The 18484-nt window shown below is 66.5% G+C and carries 16 protein-coding genes; 9 read left to right on the top strand and 7 right to left on the bottom strand.

The genetic code is table 11. From position 1 onward, the window contains the following. Positions 1-23 precede the first annotated feature (23 nt). The 4 genes from AC2A04_RS13625 (at position 24) to AC2A04_RS13610 (ending at position 3195) form a co-directional block, all read left to right on the top strand. Positions 24-1337 carry an aromatic ring-hydroxylating oxygenase subunit alpha gene (locus AC2A04_RS13625; protein ID WP_484212895.1) on the top strand — a complete coding sequence of 438 codons (1314 nt, stop codon included), beginning with the start codon at positions 24-26 and terminating at the stop codon, positions 1335-1337. Beyond that, a complete protein-coding gene (locus AC2A04_RS13620) occupies positions 1334-1885 on the top strand; it encodes a VOC family protein (RefSeq protein ID WP_484212894.1) in 552 nt (183 codons plus the stop codon). Before AC2A04_RS13625 ends, AC2A04_RS13620 begins: the two co-directional genes overlap by 4 nt. Positions 1886-1952: 67 nt before the next feature. Beyond that, positions 1953-2387, top strand: coding sequence for a nuclear transport factor 2 family protein (locus AC2A04_RS13615; protein ID WP_484212893.1), 435 nt, complete (start codon positions 1953-1955; stop codon positions 2385-2387). A gap of 31 nt (positions 2388-2418) precedes the next feature. Continuing rightward, positions 2419-3195: an SDR family NAD(P)-dependent oxidoreductase gene (locus tag AC2A04_RS13610; RefSeq protein ID WP_484212892.1), complete on the top strand. Its 777-nt coding sequence runs from the start codon at positions 2419-2421 to the stop codon at positions 3193-3195. Between the two features lie 112 nt (positions 3196-3307). On the opposite strand, the gene ybaK is transcribed toward AC2A04_RS13610, so the two are convergent. The 4 genes from ybaK to AC2A04_RS13590 form a co-directional block, all read right to left on the bottom strand. Then, positions 3308-3781 carry a Cys-tRNA(Pro) deacylase gene (gene ybaK, locus AC2A04_RS13605; RefSeq protein ID WP_484212891.1) on the bottom strand — a complete coding sequence of 158 codons (474 nt, stop codon included), beginning with the start codon at positions 3779-3781 and terminating at the stop codon, positions 3308-3310. 84 nt (positions 3782-3865) lie between these two features. Continuing rightward, positions 3866-4645, bottom strand: a complete 780-nt coding sequence (locus AC2A04_RS13600; protein ID WP_484212890.1) for an SDR family oxidoreductase — start codon at positions 4643-4645, stop codon at positions 3866-3868. Then, entirely contained in the window at positions 4642-5457 is an 816-nt protein-coding gene (locus AC2A04_RS13595; protein WP_484212889.1) for an SDR family NAD(P)-dependent oxidoreductase, read from the bottom strand. The genes AC2A04_RS13600 and AC2A04_RS13595 overlap by 4 nt, the downstream gene beginning before the upstream one ends. A 5-nt stretch (positions 5458-5462) precedes the next feature. Further along, entirely contained in the window at positions 5463-6245 is a 783-nt protein-coding gene (locus tag AC2A04_RS13590; RefSeq protein WP_484212888.1) for an SDR family NAD(P)-dependent oxidoreductase, read from the bottom strand. A gap of 180 nt (positions 6246-6425) precedes the next feature. On the opposite strand from AC2A04_RS13590, the gene AC2A04_RS13585 reads away from it, so the two are divergent. Continuing rightward, complete coding sequence (locus tag AC2A04_RS13585) at positions 6426-7826, top strand: aromatic ring-hydroxylating oxygenase subunit alpha (protein WP_484212887.1); 1401 nt, start codon at positions 6426-6428, stop codon at positions 7824-7826. Then, complete coding sequence (locus AC2A04_RS13580) at positions 7823-8599, top strand: ThuA domain-containing protein (protein WP_484212886.1); 777 nt, start codon at positions 7823-7825, stop codon at positions 8597-8599. Before AC2A04_RS13585 ends, AC2A04_RS13580 begins: the two co-directional genes overlap by 4 nt. 761 nt (positions 8600-9360) lie before the next feature. On the opposite strand, the gene AC2A04_RS13575 is transcribed toward AC2A04_RS13580, so the two are convergent. Continuing rightward, positions 9361-10632, bottom strand: a complete 1272-nt coding sequence (locus AC2A04_RS13575) for a DUF3422 domain-containing protein (protein ID WP_484212885.1) — start codon at positions 10630-10632, stop codon at positions 9361-9363. Positions 10633-10785: 153 nt separating this feature from the next. On the opposite strand from AC2A04_RS13575, the gene AC2A04_RS13570 reads away from it, so the two are divergent. The 3 genes from AC2A04_RS13570 (at position 10786) to AC2A04_RS13560 (ending at position 14392) form a co-directional block, all read left to right on the top strand. Then, positions 10786-11388, top strand: coding sequence for a c-type cytochrome (locus AC2A04_RS13570; protein ID WP_484212884.1), 603 nt, complete (start codon positions 10786-10788; stop codon positions 11386-11388). A 188-nt stretch (positions 11389-11576) separates the two neighbouring features. Then, positions 11577-13112, top strand: coding sequence for a malonate--CoA ligase (locus AC2A04_RS13565; RefSeq protein WP_484212883.1), 1536 nt, complete (start codon positions 11577-11579; stop codon positions 13110-13112). 53 nt (positions 13113-13165) lie between these two features. Then, on the top strand, positions 13166-14392 hold the full coding sequence (locus tag AC2A04_RS13560; protein ID WP_484212882.1) for an SLC13 family permease: 1227 nt from the start codon (positions 13166-13168) through the stop codon (positions 14390-14392). Here the strand turns inward: AC2A04_RS13560 and AC2A04_RS13555 are convergent. After that, positions 14389-15501, bottom strand: coding sequence for a helix-turn-helix transcriptional regulator (locus AC2A04_RS13555; RefSeq protein WP_484212881.1), 1113 nt, complete (start codon positions 15499-15501; stop codon positions 14389-14391). The genes AC2A04_RS13560 and AC2A04_RS13555 overlap by 4 nt on opposite strands. A 63-nt stretch (positions 15502-15564) precedes the next feature. Beyond that, the gene (locus AC2A04_RS13550) at positions 15565-18336 is read right to left on the bottom strand and encodes a DUF3857 domain-containing protein (RefSeq protein ID WP_484212880.1); all 2772 of its coding nucleotides are present in this window, start codon (positions 18334-18336) and stop codon (positions 15565-15567) included. Positions 18337-18484: the final 148 nt, after the last annotated feature.

The following is an 18484-nucleotide window of genomic DNA, read 5'->3' as shown; positions in this document are numbered from 1 at the left end:
TAACGATTCGAGAGGACGCCGAGATGACCGTCGAAGAAAAGATTTCCCGCTATTCCCCGGAGTTCGACGTGGCCGTACGCGGAGATACGATCACTGCCGACCGCTACATTACGCGTGAATGGATGGAGCTGGAGAACAAGCACCTCTGGCCCAAGGTCTGGCATCTGGGCGGCATGCTCGCCGACCTCGAGGAAGAGGGCGATTACATCCGCCACAACTTCGGCAAGGAATCGGTCGTCATGGTCCGGCAGGACGATGGCTCGGTGAAGGCGTTCTACAACACCTGCCCGCACCGCGGTAACCGCCTGGTGCTCGGCGATGTCGGCTCGGCCCCGCGCCTCACCTGCGGCTATCATGGCTGGCAGTTCGATCCCGATGGCACGCTCGCCCACGTGCAGGACCCGGACGATTTCGCCGGCGGCAACCCTTGCGGCAAGGTCAAGCTTGCCGAACTTCGCTGCGATACCTGGGGCCCGTTCGTGTTCTGGTGCATGGACGATGACGTGGCCCCCTTGCACGAATGGCTTGCGCCCTTCCCCGAACGCCTGAAGGGCTACAAGCTCGACAATTGGGTGCGCGTGCTGAACCTCTCGGCAGACTGCGAGTTCAACTGGAAGATCATCCGCGACAACTTCAACGAGAGCTATCACCTCCCCACGATCCACCCCGAGCTGGCCACTTTCATCAACGACGGCCTGCCGACCACGCTGTTCGAGATGTACGAGAGCGGCCACAACGCGATGTGGATGATCGGCCACCAGGCCACCAGCCGCAAGGACTACGTCAGCGGCGATGTGCCCCCCGGTCTTTATGAAGCCGCCGAAGCCTGGGGCATCGACCCCAAGGAATACCGTGGACGCACCGCCGACATCCGCGAGGCCGTGATCAAGGCCAAGCGCGAGCGTGGCGCGGACGCCGGCTACGACTACAGCGAAATGACCGACCAGCAACTGGTCGATTATTTCCACTGCACGCTGTTCCCCAACCTCACGATCACGATGTCGCCCGAACAGTGCCAGATCCTGCGCACCGAACCGCACCCGACCGACCCCGAAAAGTGCGTGTTCCAGCACTGGTGCCTCTATCCGCCCAATGCCAAGATGGCCGAGATCGAGACCCCGGTCGGGCGCGCCCCGTTCCGTCAGGACGCGATCCATCGCCACTCGGTCTATGGCGATGGCGTCTCGGTCGGCTTCGTCGCCGATCAGGACCTGTCGATCGGCACCACCCAGCAGCAGGGCCTCAATTCGCGCGGCTTCAAGGGCTGCATCCTGCCGGGACAGGAAAAGCGCGTGCAGCGCTTCCACGAACGCCTGAACGATTTCGTCGGCAAATGAACCCCATCGCTGTCGTTCCCGGTCAGACCGGCCCTCACCTGATGCAGGTGGCCTTCATCGTCGATGACGTCGAGGCCGCCGCCCGGGCGTGGATCGCCACCACCGGGATCGGCCCGTTCTACATGGTTCCGCACATCCAGTTGGCCGAGATGACCTATCGCGGCGCTCCGGGCGGAGGCCTCGATTTCTCGGTCGCACTGGCGCAATCGGGCGGGATGCAGGTGGAATTGATCCAGCAGCACTGCGACCGCCCGAGCGCCTATCGCGACACCATCGCCAAGGGCACGCAGGGTTTCCACCACTTCTGCATCTACACCGACGACTACGACGCCACCCGTCAGTCCTACGTCGATCAGGGCTTCATCGTCGCGGTCGACAGCAAGTTCGGCGCAATGCGCTTCTGCTATGTCGACACCGCGCCCGCGCTCGGCTGCATGATCGAGATCGTCGAGAAGAACGATGCGCAAGCCGAGGCCTTCACCAAAATCGCGCAGGGCGCCGCCGACTGGGACGGCGTGACCGACCCGATCCGGCCCTTGTTCTCCTGAGCATACCGGTTCGCCCGACAAGACGGCCGAACCAAGCACGACTTACCCGCGAGAGGACCCCACACCCATGAAATGCCCGATCGAAGACCGGCTGGAAATCCAGGATCTGATGATCGCCTACGCCCACGCCGTCGATACCGTCAGCGACATCGACGCGGTGCTGGACGTGTTCACCCCTGACGCCGTGTTCGATCTCTCGGGCATCGGCCTCACCCCGCAAGTGGGCCACGAAGGCATCCGCGCCTTCTTCACCAACGTCTTTGCCAACATGGCGCACCACGCCCACTACCTGACCAACTTCGCGGTCACCGCCTATGATGGCGATACGGCATCGATGCGCGCCTATGTGATCGGCATGGGGACCGGCAAGGACGGCAGCGGCGTGACCGTCCATGGCCGTTACTATTTCGACGTGCGCCGCACCACCGCGGGCTGGAAGGCCACGCGCTACACCATGGATTTCCTGATGCCGCTCAGCGGCTCGCTCGAGAATGCCAAGTAAGACCGCAACACTGCTCCCAGGAGAACGCACGGTGAACCCCAATCTCGTCAATCTTGAAGGCAAGGTCGCCATCGTCACCGGTGCAGGCGTGGGCATGGGCGCGGCGACGGCGCAGCTGCTCGCCGCACGCGGGGCAAGGGTCATCGTCTCCGACATCAATCCCGCAACCGCCGCCGCCACGGTCGATGCGATCCGCGCTGCCGGTGGCACTGCCCACGCGGTCGTCACCAACGTTGCCGAGGAACGCGAGGTCGAGGCCCTGATCGCCGAGACCGTCGCCACTTATGGCCGGCTCGACTGCGCGGTGAACAACGCCGCGATCACGCCCGACACCCACCCGATCCACGAGGCCGACATGGCCGAATTCGACAAGGTGCTGAACGTCGATCTGCGCTCGGTCATGCTCTGCATGAAGTACGAGATCCGCCAGATCCTGGCGCAAGGGTCGCAAGGTTCGATCGTCAACATCGGGTCGGTCAGCTCTTTCCGCCCGCAGCCGCACAACGCCGCCTATGTCGCCGCCAAGCACGGTGTGATCGGCCTGACCAAGGTCGGCAGCCTCGAATACGCCGGCAAGGGCATCCGCGTGAACGCCGTCCTGCCCGGCGCGATCGACACCCCGATGTTCCGCGCAGCGCTCGATGCCAATGGTTTCACCGAAGAGGAATTCGCCCCCGCGCTCAGCCTGTTCGGCCGCATCGGCAAGCCCGAGGAAGTCGCCGAAGCCAGCGCCTGGCTCTGCTCGGACGCCTCGAGCTATGTCACCGGCCACAGCCTCGCGGTCGAGGGCGGGTATCTCACGCGATAGAGCGACGTGCAGAATATCTGCACACTTCGTCGGGTGATTCTGATATACCGCACGCCGGTTTAGGTCCTGCGTCGCGGGCGCGCTTCGACAAGCTCAGCGTTGCCCGCGCGCCTCAGGCCGCGATATCGGCCACCACGGCCCCAAGAACGCGCGCCGCGTCTTCGCCGCTTACCAGCACCTGCAGTCCGCGCTGTCCGCCGTTGATGAAGACCGCATCCCACAGCAGCGCGGTCTCGTCGATCACGGCGGGCACGCGGCGCATCTGGCCGAACGGGCTGATCCCGCCGACCTTGTATCCGGTCACCCTCTCGGCATCGGCTGGGCGCATCATCACCGCGCCCTTGGCGCCCAGCGCCGCCGCCACGCGTTTGAGCGAAACCTCGCCATCGCTGGGGGCAATCGCGCAGGCCGGCTTGCCGTCGGCCAGCACCATCAGCGTCTTGAACACTTGCGCCGGTTCCACGCCCAGCGCATCGGCCGCCGCGCGCCCGATGCTGTCCGCGCCGGGATCGTAGTCATAGCTGCGCAGCAAAAAGGCGACGCCTGCCTCTTCGAGCTGCCGGGTTGCGCGCGTCACCTGGGCCATGGCCCCGCCTCATGCAGAACCTGCCCGCTTCGCGCCAGAGGCAAAATGCCCCCGCGCGCCTCCCTTGTTCAGACCTTGCCGATATCAGACCTGGCTGAAGCCGCCGTCCATCACGAACTCTGTGCAGGTCACGAAGCTTGCCGCGTCCGAACACAGATAGACCACGCCGCCGCCCATTTCATCGGGCCGCCCCATCCGGCCGATCGGGTGGCGCGCTTCCATCGCCGCCTGGGCCACCGCGCGCGATGGTGCCGCGCCCAGTTCCACGTACTTGTCCATGATCGAACCGAGCATCGGCGTGTCGATCCCGCCGGGATGCACCGAATTGACGCGCACGTTGTAGCCCAGCGCCGCAAATTCGGCGCCAAGGCACTTGCTCAACATCTTCACCGCAGCCTTGCTGGTGCAATAGGCCGCGTTGAAGGCTGCGCCGCGCAGGCCCCCCACGCTCGAGAAGTTGACCACCGAGGCCCCGCCTGCCCGCGCCTTGCCGCCTTCGCGCAGCAGCGGCAGCATCACTTGCGTGCCGATGATGATCGAATCCACGTTGATGGCGTTGACCCGGTGGAACTCGCTCAGGGGCGTCTCGTCGAACTTCGTCACGATCGAATAGCCGGCGTTGTTCACCAGCGCGTCGAGCCGCCCGTAGTTTTCCTGAACCAGCGCGGCGACCGCGCGCCAGTCGGCCTCGCTCGTCACGTCATGTTTCAGGTAATGGTCCGCGCCCTCGATCTGCGCATCGGCGGCAAGGTCGGTGGCGATCACGATTGCATTGGCAGCCTTCATCGCCTTGACCAGCGCGCGGCCGATGCCGCCCGCCGCGCCGGTGACGACCGCGACGACATTGTCCAGAGCTATCGTCATTGCGCGGTATATCCCCCGTCGATGACCAGCTCGCCGCCGGTCATGTAGCTTGAATCCTCGCTGGCAAGGAAGAACGCGGCGCTGGCCAGCTCGCTCGGCTGCGCCAGACGCCCGATCGGCGTCATGCCGACCACGCCTGCCACCAGATCGTCGGGCTTCTCGGCAAAGCCCTGGTCGACCCAGCGCTGGAACCCGGCCTTGAGCAGCGGCGTCTCGACAAAGCCGGGGTGCAGCGAATTGGCGCGGATCGGCATCTTCTTTTGCGCGAACTCGATCGCGATGCCCTTGGTGAACAGCCGCACCGCGCCCTTGCTGGCGTTGTAGGCCGAAACCTCGTTCATGCCCACCAGCCCCATGATCGAGCTGACGTTGATGATCGAGGCGCCACCATGGAAATCGCTGCCGCTGGCCGCCATCAGCGGCACGAAGTGCTTGGTGCCCAGGAACACGCCATCGACGTTGACCGACATGATCCGCCGCCAGCCTTCCATGGAAAGCTCCTCGACCGGCCCGGTCAGGTCGATGCCCGCGTTGTTCACAAGGATGTGGCACTTGCCGTGGCGTTCCCTGACCAGCGCCACCGCGCGCTCCCAGTCCTCTTCCCTGGCCACGTTCGCGCTGATGTAGCTGGCCGCCTGCCCCAGCCGGCCCATGACCTCGCGCGCGGTATCGCTATCCTCGGCATCGAGGTCGGACAGGACCACTTCGGCCCCCTCGGCAAGAAAGCGTGTCGCACAGGCAAGGCCGATGCCGCGCAGGCCACCCGATACGAAAGCGACGCGGCCTTTCAGCCGCTGTGCGGAAAGTTCCATTTGTCTCAGACCCCCATCATGCCGGCGGTCGTCGCGCCGTCGATCGCGTATTCCCCGCCCGAGATGAAGGCGGCCTCGTCGCTGGCCAGATAGGCGACCAGGCCTGCGACCTCGGTCAACTGTGCCATGCGCTTCAAGGGAGCCATGCCCTCGTACATCGCGCGCGCGGCGGCAGGATCGGGCTGGCTGTTCATGATCTGCTGGATCAGCGGCGTTTCCACCACGCCCGGCAGGATCGCGTTGACGCGGATCGCATAGCCCTGTTGCCCGCAGTGCACCGCGGCAGACTTGGCCAGCGCGCAGACCGCCGCCTTGGTCACCGAATAGGTCACGTAGTTGCCCAAGGGGCGCGTCGCGTTCATCGAGGAATTGATGATGATCGAGCCCTTGGGCCCGTCGGGATTGCGCTTCATGCCGCGGATCGCGTGCTGCACGGTCAGCATCACGCCGGTCTGGTTGACCGCCACGACGTTGTCCCAGCCTTCGATCCCCACATCCTCGATGCTGCCATCGCCGCTCTCGGTCCCGGCATTGGCAAAGGCGATGTCGAGCCGGCCCTCGACGGCAATGATCTCGTCGATCAGCGGGGCCCATGCGGCTGCGTCCTGCACGCGGTGCTTGCGGAACACGGCGCCGGTCTGCGCCACCAGCGCGGCGGCGGCTTCCTCCTTCGATCCGGTGAACCACACCTTCGCGCCCTCTGCGCTCAACCGCGCGACCGTGGCCGCGCCGATCCCCGTGGTGCCGCCGGTCACCAGCGCAACCTTGCCTTCAAGCCTGTTGGACACACTTCTCTCCCCAGAATCCGCCTGTGCTGAACTCGCCTCAGCTGAATCCGCACGAATTTATGGAAAGAGTGGTTACGACGCCCACGCCCTTGTGCAACCTATGCTTTCAGCAAGGTGACGCGCGCGCGTAGGCAGAGCAAAACCGGCAGCAATGACCGAAATGTGGGTGAGGAATCGATAATGGCTGACAGCGACCCGAACATGGGCGGCGGCAAGGCTCGTTGCGACGCAATCAGCTGGCAGGAACTGCTGGCGCAGGATTCGCGCCCCGCGCCCGACATGCTCACCCAGGAAAGCTACGAATATCGTGGATCCGAACCGCTGGCGGCCGAGCGCTACACCTCGGAGGACTTCGCCCGTCTCGAACGCGAGAAGATGTGGCCCCACGTCTGGCAGTTCGCCGCGCGCGAGGAGGACATTCCCGAGCCGGGCGATTACACCGTGTTCGAGAACGCAGGCCGGTCATGGCTGGTCAGCCGCCAGGAAGACGGCAGCGTCAAGGCGATGCACAACGTCTGCCTGCACCGCGGCCGCAAGCTGCGCACCGAGGATGGCACCGCCGACAAGTTCACCTGCCCCTTCCACGGCTTTGCCTGGAACAAGGACGGCAGCTTCGACGGCATGCCCTGCTCGTGGGACTTCGGGCACCTGACGGCAGACAAGATGCAGCTTCCGCAAGCCGAAGTCGGACGCTGGGGCGGCTACATCTTCCTGCGCGAGGAACCAGGCGGCCCGAGCCTTGAGGAATACCTCGCCCCGCTGCCTGAATTCTTCAAGCGCTGGCGGCACGAGGATTGCACCACGGTAATCTGGGTGGCCAAGGAAGTCCCGGCCAACTGGAAGGTCACCGCCGAAGCCTTCATGGAAGCCTGGCACACCGTCGTCACCCACCCGCAACTGCTGCCGTTCACCGGCGATGCCAACGGGGCCTACTGGACTTATGGCGATAACGTGAACGTCAATCACGTGCCGTTCGGCGTGATGTCCCCGCACGTCGATCCCGAAGGCAAGACCCAGCAGTGGATCGTCGACGAATTCTGCAAGTACAACGGGCGCAGCGCGGACAATTACGACGCAGCGGGCGATCCCTTTGCCGTGACCGTGCCCGAAGGCATGACCGCACGCGCCGCGCTGGGCGCTGCCATGCGCGCGGGCTACACCGCGCAGACCGGCTACGACCACGATCACGCAACCGACGCCGAACTGCTCGACGGCCTCGTCTACAACGTCTTTCCCAACTTCGCGCCGTGGGGCGGGTTCATGCCCAACATCGTCTATCGCTGGCGCCCCGGAAAGACGCCGGACACCTGCCTGATGGAAGTGCGCATCCTCGCCCGCGTGAAGAAGGGCGATCCGATGCCGCACGGCGTGCCGATGAAGTTGCTGGGCAAGGACCAGAAATGGACCGACGCGCCCGAGATCGGCGTGCTGGGCCATGTGTTCGAACAGGACATGGAAAACCTGCCCTACGTGCAGGACGGTCTCCACGCCTCGAAGACCGGCGAGGTGAACCTTGGCGATTATCAGGAAATCCGCATCCGCCAGTTCCACCAGACGCTCGACAAGTACCTGAACGCATGAGCGAGGAAGCGCATCCCCCCCGCATAAATTGCGTGCTGATCTGCGGCGGCGTGTGGCACGATATGGACTTCGCCCGGCTCGAACTGCTGAAGTTGCTGGCCGAAGACCCCGCCGTGCGCACCCGCGTGTTCGAGGACTACGAGAACACCGCCGCGATTGCCGAGGCCGACATCCTCATCACCTACACCTGCGACGTCACGCCCTCGCTCAAGGCGCAGGAAGCCTTGCGCGACTGGCTGCAGGCAGGCGGGCGCTGGTATGCGCTCCACGGCACCAATTCGGTACTGCGGCTCCTGTCCGAAGGGCCGAACGCCGGGCTGTGGGACGCGCCGCGCTGGGCCCCGCTGATGATGGACCTGCTCGGCAGCCAGTTCATCAGCCACCCGCCCATCGCGCCCTATACGGTGACCGTCGCCGACCCGGACCACCCGCTCACGCAAGGCATCGAACCGTTCGAAACGACGGACGAACTCTACCACATGGAATGCCACGGCCACCTGCACGTCCTGCTCGAGACCGAATGCACCGAGGAAGGGACCGGCTTCGTCGAAGCAGCCGCCGCCCCCGGCACCCACCCGGTCATGTATCTCAAGGACCACGGTGCAGGCGCCGTCCTCTACAACACCCTCGGCCACTGCCGCGGCCACTACGACCTGCAACCCATGCTCGACTGGTGGCCCACCGTCGACCGCTGCGCCTGGGACCTACCGGTCTTCTACGACCTCCTGCGGCGCGGGATCGGCTGGCTGAAGGAACGCCCGGCGAAGGGGTGAGTGGACGAGCCAACCCCAAACCCCGTTCGTCCTGAGCCTGTCGAAGGACACGCGCAAGGGCAGAAACAGGTTGGTCGGCTGCAATAGCCCTCTCCCCTTCAGGGGAGAGGGTTGGGAGAGGGGGATCAGCGCACTGCCCCTCTCAACTCCGACTAGTCAGCAAGCTGACAAGCCTGCGTATCTCTCCCCTGAAGGGGAGAGAGCAACGTCCGCAAAATTGTCGCGTCCTATCTTAAGAAACCGCAGCTTTTAGAGCGGTGCTGCGGGATGCGAGACGGTAGAAATAGGTCGGATAACTGCCGTTCGCCAAACCTCAAAGATTTGGCGATTGCGTATTTTACGCACCCGGTGGAGTGCGGCTCGCCTTACGCCACATTGCAAGGTCAACGCCTGCGCTCATCAGGAAAACCACAGTAAGGCCTAACCCCCAACCGCCCCGTTGATACCAATCAAACAAATTGAGACATGCACACGCAAGCGAGAGGATAGCTATCGCCAGATATTTGATAGATCGATTCACTCCGGCTTCTCCACCATCTTATGATTCACAATATTGCGCAGGCGCTCAACAGAACTCGCTTTGTCATCAGCAATCGTGATGCAGCTATCGGACATGAGAGGAGTTAGCCACGATGCGGGAATTACTGCAATGGGGCGTAAGCCGCCTCACGGTAACGGTACACAATGGCGTCGTATCCGGAACGGCAGCATTTCGGCTGGAAAAGCCGCATACCTGCCACCCCCAAACCGTCCCCACCCCCTCAATGCCCCAGAATTCGCCGCTTCTGCCGCCGGATCGCGCTCCACACGCCAAGCACGACAACCGGCGCGGCTAGGCCCGTCCACAGGTGGACGTGCAGTCCCGGCACCACTTCGCCCGCGCCTTCCAGCACTTTGCCCACGATCCCCAGCGCGTAGTAGCTGACCGCGACCACCGACAGCCCCTCGACCAGTTGCTGCAGCCGTAGCTGGCGCGAGGCGCTGCTTTCCATCGAGGCGAGCACGCGCGCGTTCTGGTTCTCGATCCGCGTCTCGATCCGCGTCCGCAGCAGCGCGACGACCTGTCCGGTGCGCTGCACCAGCGCATCGGCGCGGCGCGCGTGGGCGGCGCAGGTGCGCACCGCCGGAAGGAAGCGGCGCTGCGTGAAATCGGCGAGCGAGAGGTGGCCGGTGCAGGGGCCGATGCGCAAATCGGACAGCCGCTCCTCGACGATCGCGGCATAGGCCTGCGTCGCGTCCATCCGCCAGGTCGAGGCCGAGACTTGCGCGATCAGCGCGCTCCACAATTCGAACACTTGCGCCAGCAGGGCGTCGTCGGTCGCCTCGGGCCGGGTCAGCGCGGCGTTGATCGCGTCGAGCCGCCGCTCGATCCCGTCGAGCGCCAGCCAACCCGCGCGCGCCATCGGCAGGCCGAGCAGCGCGAGATTGCGGTAGTTGCCCAGCTCCTGCAGCCGCTGCAACGTGCGCGAGAGCGTGGGCGCTGCCATCGCGCCTGCCGCCACCACGATCAGCCCGAAGCCATCGCCGCGCAGGGTGAAGTCCGACCAGATCCGCGCCGCGCTGCCCTCGCCTTCGGGGCATAGGCGGCAGGTGACGAGATCGCCCGCGACGAAGCCGAACGCGGGCAGTGCAGCTTCCGCCTCCGCCTCATCGGCCAGCACCACCAGCCGCGTCGCGCGGATCACCTTGCCCGGCATCGCGCCGGCCCAGTTCATCGCCGTCGCCAGTGCATCCGAGGTGGCATCATCGCTGACGAACAGCGTCAGCGTCGAGGCCTCGCTGTGCCGCTCCCAGGTGACGCCGATCCCCGGGCCCAGCGTCCCTTCGCAATGGCGGGGCTGCGCCCTGCTCCCCGTGTCCCCACCGTTGAGCGCGCCGAGCGTGCCGTGCAACAGCGCCAGTTCCGAAGCGCGGTCCTCATCGGCCACCACGCGCACGAATTGCACGATCCGGCAGGGCGCGCCGATCACCGGCCAGCGCCGCAAGTGCATCTCGGCCACGATCTCGCGCCGCAGCTCGTGTTCGCCCGTCATCGCCGCGCCCCTTCCAGCCCGCGCCAGTCTCCCCGATCCGGCGCTTGCGCGACATTGGCCCTTGGTCGGGGACCGAAAGTCCAATTCCCGAGTTGTGCCGTGGAATGCCAAGCTGGTGACAACACCTGCGAAAAGCCGAAGGGAGAGACCGACGTGAACCACCCGATCCTGCGCAGCAGCCTTGTTCTCGGCCTCGCCACCGCGATGCTCGCCGCTTGCTCTGGCGGAGGCGACACAGTGCCCGAACCCTCGGCGAGCGCCAGCGAGACCGCAATGCCGGACGCAAGCGCCAGCATGGAGCCTGCCGCGTCGGAAGCGGCCCCTGCCCCCAGCGCAACGCCGTCGGCCACGCCGAGCGCAAGCCCGAGCCCAAGCCCGACACCCGGCGCAACGCCCACGCCCAAGGCAAGCGCGCCCGCACCCGCGCCTTCCCCCACGCCCCAGAAGGTCGCCGCTGCCGCCGCGCCGCCGCCTGCAAGCTGGTCGCGCTGCTCGGTCTGCCACGCTGCGGAAAAAGGCGCGCCCGCAAAGCTCGGCCCCAATCTCTTTGGCGTCTACGGCCACAAGATGGGTCAGGGCTCCTATGCCTTCTCCGATGCACTGAAGAATTCGGGCCTCACGCTCGACGAGGCGACGCTCGACAAGTGGATCGAGAACCCCCGCGCGCTGGTTCCCGGCAACCGCATGAGCTTCCCCGGCCTCAAGGACGCGGCCAAGCGCGCCGAGATTATCGCCTACCTCAAGCAGCAGCGCTGATCGCCACAGCTCCCGGCCGGCGGCCACCTCTCACCTGACCGGCTATCCTGACGCCCCTGACCGGCCCCCCGGCGGGGGCGTCATTCTTTCGGAGCCACGGCCTGACAAAAGCCGCATTTGCGGTCGGCGTTGCGAGGCGCTACGCGGATTTCTCCTGCAAATCCGCCAGCAAATCCCGAAGGTGCCGCTTGTCCGATCAGTCCGCCGACATGTTCTCGCTGTTCCTTGGCCAGTGTACGGCCCATCCGCAGGCCCCGTTCCTGATCGCACCCGATGGCAGCGTGCTCAGCTATGACGCCGCGCGCCGCCGCGCCGCGCAGATCGCCCACGCCTTTCGCGCGCAAGGCGTGCGCCCCGGCGACCGCATCGCCATCCAGGTCGAAAAGTCGCAGACCGCGCTCCTGACCTGGCTTGCCGCGCTGCAGGCAGGCGCCGTCTACCTCCCGCTCAACACCGGCTACACCACCGGCGAGCTGCGCTATTTCCTCGGCGATGCGCAGCCCGCCCTGCTGCTCTGCCGTCCCGAGGACGAAGCGGCGCTTGGCTCCCTGTGCGCAGAGATCGGCGTCCCTGCCCTGCTCACGCTCGATGCCGAAGGCACCGGCGGCACGCTGGTTGCGGCGGCCGACAGCCAGAGCGAGAGTTTTGCGCCCGAACCGCTCAGCCCCGACGGCCTTGCCGCCATCCTCTACACTTCGGGCACCACCGGCCGCTCCAAGGGCGCGATGCTCACGCACGCCAACCTTGCGTCCAACGCGCTGACCTTGCGCGAACACTGGCGCTTCACCGCAGCGGACCGGCTGCTCCATGCTCTGCCGATCTTCCACACCCACGGGCTGTTCGTCGCCACCAACGTGACCATCGCGGCGGGCTCTGCCATGATCTTCCTGCCAAGGTTCGATGCCGATGAGCTTGTCCGCCTGATGCCGCAGGCCAGCGTGCTGATGGGCGTGCCCACGTTCTACACGCGCCTGCTCGCCCACCCCGGATTCACCCGCGAACTGGCCGCGCCGATGCGCCTGTTCGTCTCGGGCTCGGCCCCGCTTTCGGCTGAAACGCACAAGGATTTCAGCGCGCTCACCGGTCAGGCGATCCTCGAGCGCTACGGCATGACCGAGACCAACATGAACACCTCCAACCCCTACGATGGCTTGCGCAAGCCCGGCAGCGTCGGCTTCCCGCTGCCCGGCGTGGACTTGCGTATCGCCGATCCCGAGACCGGCACCGTGCTGGCCCATGGCGAGATCGGCGGCATCGAGGTGCGCGGGCCCAATGTCTTTGCCGGTTACTGGCAGATGCCCGAAAAGACCGCGCAGGAATTCCGCGCCGACGGCTTCTTCATCACCGGCGACATGGGGCTGATCGACGCTGCTGGCTATGTCCACATCGTCGGTCGTGCCAAGGACCTCATCATCGCCGGCGGCTTCAACATCTATCCCGCCGAAGTCGAGGCGGCACTCGACGAGATCCCCGGCATTGCCGAATCCGCGGTCATCGGCGTGGCCCACCCCGATCTTGGCGAAGCCGTCGTCGCCGTGGTCAAGGCGACCGACCCGGCGCTCGATCAGACTGCAATCCTTGCCTCGCTCAAGGACCGCCTCGCCCGCTTCAAGTGCCCCCGCGCGGTGATCTTCACCCCGGAACTGCCGCGCAACACCATGGGCAAGGTCCAGAAGACCGTCCTGCGCGCCGAACACTCCGCGCTGTTCTCCGGGCAAAACTGATCTAGAAGCAAAAGCGATCGGCAAGGGACGGCCGGGAGAGGGGAACTGTACCGATGATCATCGCGTCGATCGTGATCCTGATCGCGATCTTTGCCGCCGCGGTCTGGCTGCCGGTCAACATGGGGCTGATCGGCCTTGCCGCAGCGCTCGCGCTCGGCGTGTTCGGCGGAGGCCTTGCGGTCAAGGACGTGCTCGGAGGCTTTCCCGCCGACCTGTTCCTGACCCTGCTCGGCATCACCTACCTGTTCGGCATCGCCAGCCGTAACGGCGCGATCGACTGGCTGGTCGGCCGCGCCGCCCATGCGCTCGGACGACACACCGCGCTGTTGCCGGTGCTGGTGTTCCTCGTGGCGGGCGTGCTGACGGCGCTCGGGGCGGTCGGCCCGGCGGCAGTCGCGATCGTCGCACCGATCGCGCTGCGCCTTGCCCGTGCCCACGGCCTTTCGGCGCTGATGATGGGCCTGCTCGTCGTGCATGGTGCGCAGGCGGGCGGCTTTTCGCCGATCTCGATCTATGGCGGCATCACCAACAAGGTGCTCGAAGGCAGCGGCATCGCCCCCGATCCCGATTTCCTCTTCCTGGCCAGCGCCGCGTTCAATTCGGCCATCGCCGTGCTTATCTGGGCGTTCTACGCCCGTCGCACCGCCGCCGCACTGGCACAGCCGCACGACGTGCCCGAGCCGCCCGCGCTCAACCGCGATCAGGCGTGGACGCTTGCCGGCCTCGCCGCGCTCGCCATCGGCGCGCTGCTGTTCAAGGTCGATATCGGCTTCATGGCGCTGATGGTCATCCTCGTGCTGGCCATGGTCGCCCCGCGGACGCAGGACGGCGCGCTCAAGCAGGTGGACTGGTCCACGATCCTGCTGATCTCGGGCATCGTCATCTACGTCTCGCTGCTCGACAAGCTCGGCACGATCGACGCGGTCAGCGCCATGATCGCCACGGTCGGCTCGGCGGCGCTGGCGGTGCTGCTGCTGTGCTATCTGGCGGGCGCGGTCTCGGCCTTCGCCTCGTCCACCGCGCTGCTCGGCGTGATCATCCCGCTGGCGATCCCGGTGCTGGCAGGTTCGACACTCTCGCCCATCGCGGTCGTCTCGGCCATCGCGATCGCCAACACGATCGTCGATACCTCGCCCTTCTCGACCAACGGCGCGCTGATCGTGGCCAATACCCCCGAGGAAGAGCGGCCTGCGATGCTGCGCAAGCTGATGATCTATGCGGTCATCATCGTCGGCATCGGCCCCCTTGCCGCATGGGCCGCCTTCGTCCCGTTCGGTTAGGCGAGCGGCGCCAGCCCGGTGAGCACCATCCGCACGAGATCGGCCTGCCCCGCAGCGCCGGTCTTGCCGTAGATGCGCTTGGAATAGTTGCGCGCCGTCTCGACCGTCAGCCCCAGCGCCTGACCCGCCTCGACCAGCGGCACCCCGCACGACATCGCCTGCGCCAGTGCCGCCTCGCGCGCTGACAAGCCGTGGAGCGCCTGCAGCGCCGCCGCGCCGTTTGCCGCGTCCTCGCGCTGCGCAATCCGTACCACGCCGATCACCTGCGGCCGCGCCACCGGCTCGGGCAGGGTCAGGTCGGCGCGGCGCAGCAGCAGGTCCAAGCCGCGCCGCGCATCGATCCGCACCACGCGCACAGTCTCGCCCTCCCCTCGCGCAAGCTCGGCGCAAGCCCGCTCCAGCGCGCGCGCCACATCGGGCAGGACCTGCAGCCGCCGGCCGGCGCGCTCGCCGGCGTCGGGCAGGAAGCCCAGCAACGCCTCGGCCTGGGGATCGGCAGCCATCACGCGGGCCCCGGCATCCATCGCGATCTGGCCCACGCCCAGCCGTTCGAGCGCCGATTGCGCCAGCGCCGTCTGCATCCGCTGTCCTGCCAGTGCCACCAGCGTGCGCAGCGCCGATGCCATCTGCGGCGCGATGGTCGCCATCGTCGCCACCGCACTGGCCGAGAAATCCTCGCGCAGGCGCACCAGCACCAGCAGCGCATCGGCCGCGCCGCCCGCGTTCACCCGCAGCCACCGTGCGTGGCGAATGCCCATCTGCGCCAGCGCCTCGCGTTGCCGCGCAAGCTGCGCCGGGTCGTCGTAGTCGAGCATTTCGTCGAGCGCATAGACCCGTTCGGGCCGCAACGCGCCCAGCGGATGGAGCCGCAACTCCGCCAGCCGCCGGTAGTCGAGCGGCGGCTCCTGCGCCGCGCGCGGGGCTGAGACGTGGATCACCGCCGATTGCTGGTCGGGTGCGGCGTTGGCCAGTTGCACCGCAAGGAACGCCCGCCGCGCGCCGGTCCGCGCCACAAGGTTGCGCAGGAACTGGCCGAACGGCGGCGTTTCGTGAATCCCCTCGATCAGGGGCAGGTACAGCTCGCGCTGGTCGGCCGAAGTGATCGCCATGCGCTCTGCTCCCATATGGGACAGAACGCGTCAACCGGCCTTCTCATGTGGCGGTCTAGTCCGTCACGGCTTGATCCCGTAGCGCGCATATTCCTGCACCATGCCCGGTGCGATCTTGCGCAGATAGGCAATGTCGGCAACCGCGCCCGGTCGTCCGAGCGCGGCGGCGGCCACCGCCCGCAGGTATTGCGTCGGCACCTGTCCCGGTCGCAGCTTGATCGCCGCTTCGGCATCGGCCAGCGCGTTGGCCATGTTGCCCGCCGCGATCCACGCCATCGCCCGGCTGTCAAGCACCGCGCCCGCATTCGACGAGCGTTCGACCGCCTGGTTGCAGATCTCGATCATCCCCTCCATCCCCACGCGGAACCGCGCGCGGTACCAGCATGAAGCGTTGAGCAGCGAGACGTCGCCCGGCTTCTCCTCGATCAGCGCCTCGATTTCCTTGAGGCCCTGCTCGCGCTTGCCCGAATGCGCCAGCACGTCTGACCGCACCATGACCACGCCGACATGTTCGTCGCCCATGTCGTCGTATTCGGTCAGCAACCCCAGTGCTTCCTCGCTCTTGCCGGCAAGGCCCAGCGCATCGGCCAGCGGCGCTGCGGTGTTGACCCCCGGCGCCAGCGCCAGCGCCTCGCGGAAATCGGCAATCGCGGCGTCGAGCCGGCCCAGCTCCTTCTTGGCCGCACCGCGCCGGAAATAGGTTTCGGCATCGGGCGATAGTGCGATGGCCCGGTCATAATCGGCAATCGCGCCTTCGAAATCGTAGGTTCCGGCGCGGAACGCCGCGCGGGCCAGGATCGCGGTGGTCTGCTCGGCAGCCGGTTCGCGCGCGATCGCCCTGGCATAGGCTGCCTCGACCGGTGCCAGCCGCGCCTTCATCTGCGGCGTGCCATATTGCCACGCCCGCGCGGCATCCACCGGCGATGTCAGGAACGGCACGGTGTTGCGCAAGCGCGTGGCCTTGGCCTTCTCTGCGGGAAGCTCGGCGGCAGGAAGCTCGCCACCCGGAGAGGTCTGCACTTCGCTTACCGTGAAGCGGCTACCCTCCAGCACTCCCTTGCGGGTGATCGTCGTGCCGGCAAAAGTCGCCTCGTACTCGGGCTTGCCGCCCAGCTTGAACCCTGGCTCATTGTCGGGCAGCAGCACGGTGATTTCCTCGCGCAGCCGCCGTGCCGCGCCCAGATCCAGCGGCACCGCCTTCCACGCTGCGCGCGAGCGGTCGTGATCGAAGGCGATGTTCGCGCTCGAAAGCGCGCCCATGTCCATCCGCTTGGCCCCGTCGCGACTGGTGAACTGCGTGGTGACGATGCCGCTGACCTGAATCTTCGCCAGACCGGTTTCGGGATCGAAGGACATGTCGCCCTCGGTCACCAGCCCGCCGTTCGAGGACAGGTGCTCGAACACCGATCCCGAAAAGGACTCGAGCATCTGCTTCTTCTGCTCGGCGCTCGCCTGCTTCATCGCCGCGCCGATGTTGCTCGCCAGCATTCCCGAAATCGTCGAGGTCGAACGGACCAGCGCCGGAATGTCCACCCCGGCGCGCTGGTCGATCTCCATCCTGACATCGACCATTGCGATATCGGGCACGCGCGGCGCGATCGGCACCAGCGCCGCGCCGCCCTCGCGGATCGGCAGGCCGAAGCGGAACGGTGGCGTCTCCGCGATGTTGGACAGCCGCGTGCCGGTGGCCGTGCCGTCGAGCCAGTAGGGCATGCCCCCGATCATCGCGCGCACGATCACGTGGTCGAACGCGGCGGGCATCGGCAGCGATTCCGGCACGGCATCGCTCGTCCGGCTGTTCACCGCCACGACCTCTGCCTCGATCCCCAGCGCGCGCAGCAGCGTCAGCAGCAGCAACGACTTGGCCTTGCAATCGCCAAAGCGCGCCTCCCAGGTCTCACCCGGCTTCTGCGGCACGTAGTTTCCGCCCGACATGCCGTTCATCAGGTAGCTCACCTGATCCTGCACCAGCCGCGTCGCCAGCGCGGCGCGCGTCAGCGGGTCGGCACTCGCGCTTGCAATGCGCTCCACCTCGCCCGCCAGCGAACTGCCCTTGGGCAGCGCATCGCTCGTGGCATAGAGCGGCGCGAACACGCGCGAAACTTCCTCCCACCCGCTGAAGTTCGTGGCTTCCAGCGTCTGCGGCCTTACGAAGCGCGATGGCGCAGCCGTCGGCATGTCCTCGCGCTTTGGCAGCGGCATGGCCAGAGTCACCACGTGCCAGCCCTGTTTCACGGTCTCGGTCGCACCCGTCACCGCCGGGCCCGCCTGCCACTTCACGGACGAACCTTCGGGCCAGGACACCATCGTCCGCGCAAAGCCCGCCTCGACCGGCAGCGCCAGCAGCGGCGTATCGATCTGGACCTTGCCCTGCAGCGCCTGATCGCGCGTGGTCTGGCTATAGGCAATGCGCACCACGTCGCCCAGTTGCAGCCCCGGGATCGCCAGCGTCGCGGTCAGCTGTCCGTCAAGCTGGCGCCGTTCGAGCCCGGTCTCGCGCCGCAGCACCTGATAGCGCGCCCCGCCCTTGAGCACATCGATCACCTTTCCGCCACGCAGGATCTCGACGCGGTGGACGGTCAGGTCGCCCTTGTCGGGCATCCATGCCGCCGTGCTGGTGCCGCCCTGGGTCAGCGCTTCGGGGCTCGAAAACTTGATCGCCTGATCGACATAGGCCGTCAGCGTCTCACCCTCGATCCGCTGCTGCACGTCGAGCAGCGCCAGCGGCGTGGTGCCACCCGTTTCGATCGCCGCCGCCGCGCGCTGCTCCACCCATCTGGGTGCCGGCCCGTAAAGCACGGCCTCCCCGGCGAGGGCCGGCGTGCAAGTGGTCACCAGTAGAATCGCCGAAAACTGCAAAGCGCCGCGCAAACCAGATCCCCCTGAAACCGGGGCTCGGCCCGGCAGTAGGTGCCAACCTGCCCGCGATCGCCGCACAGTGCAATCGCCGGTATTACGCTTGTCAGGGATATCTATGTGCCGG

The sequence above is a fragment of the Novosphingobium sp. HNCC26DJ243 genome (assembly GCF_057180545.1).
The sequence above is the reverse complement of the archived record's forward strand: the minus strand, read 5'-3'. Positions and strand labels throughout refer to the sequence as shown.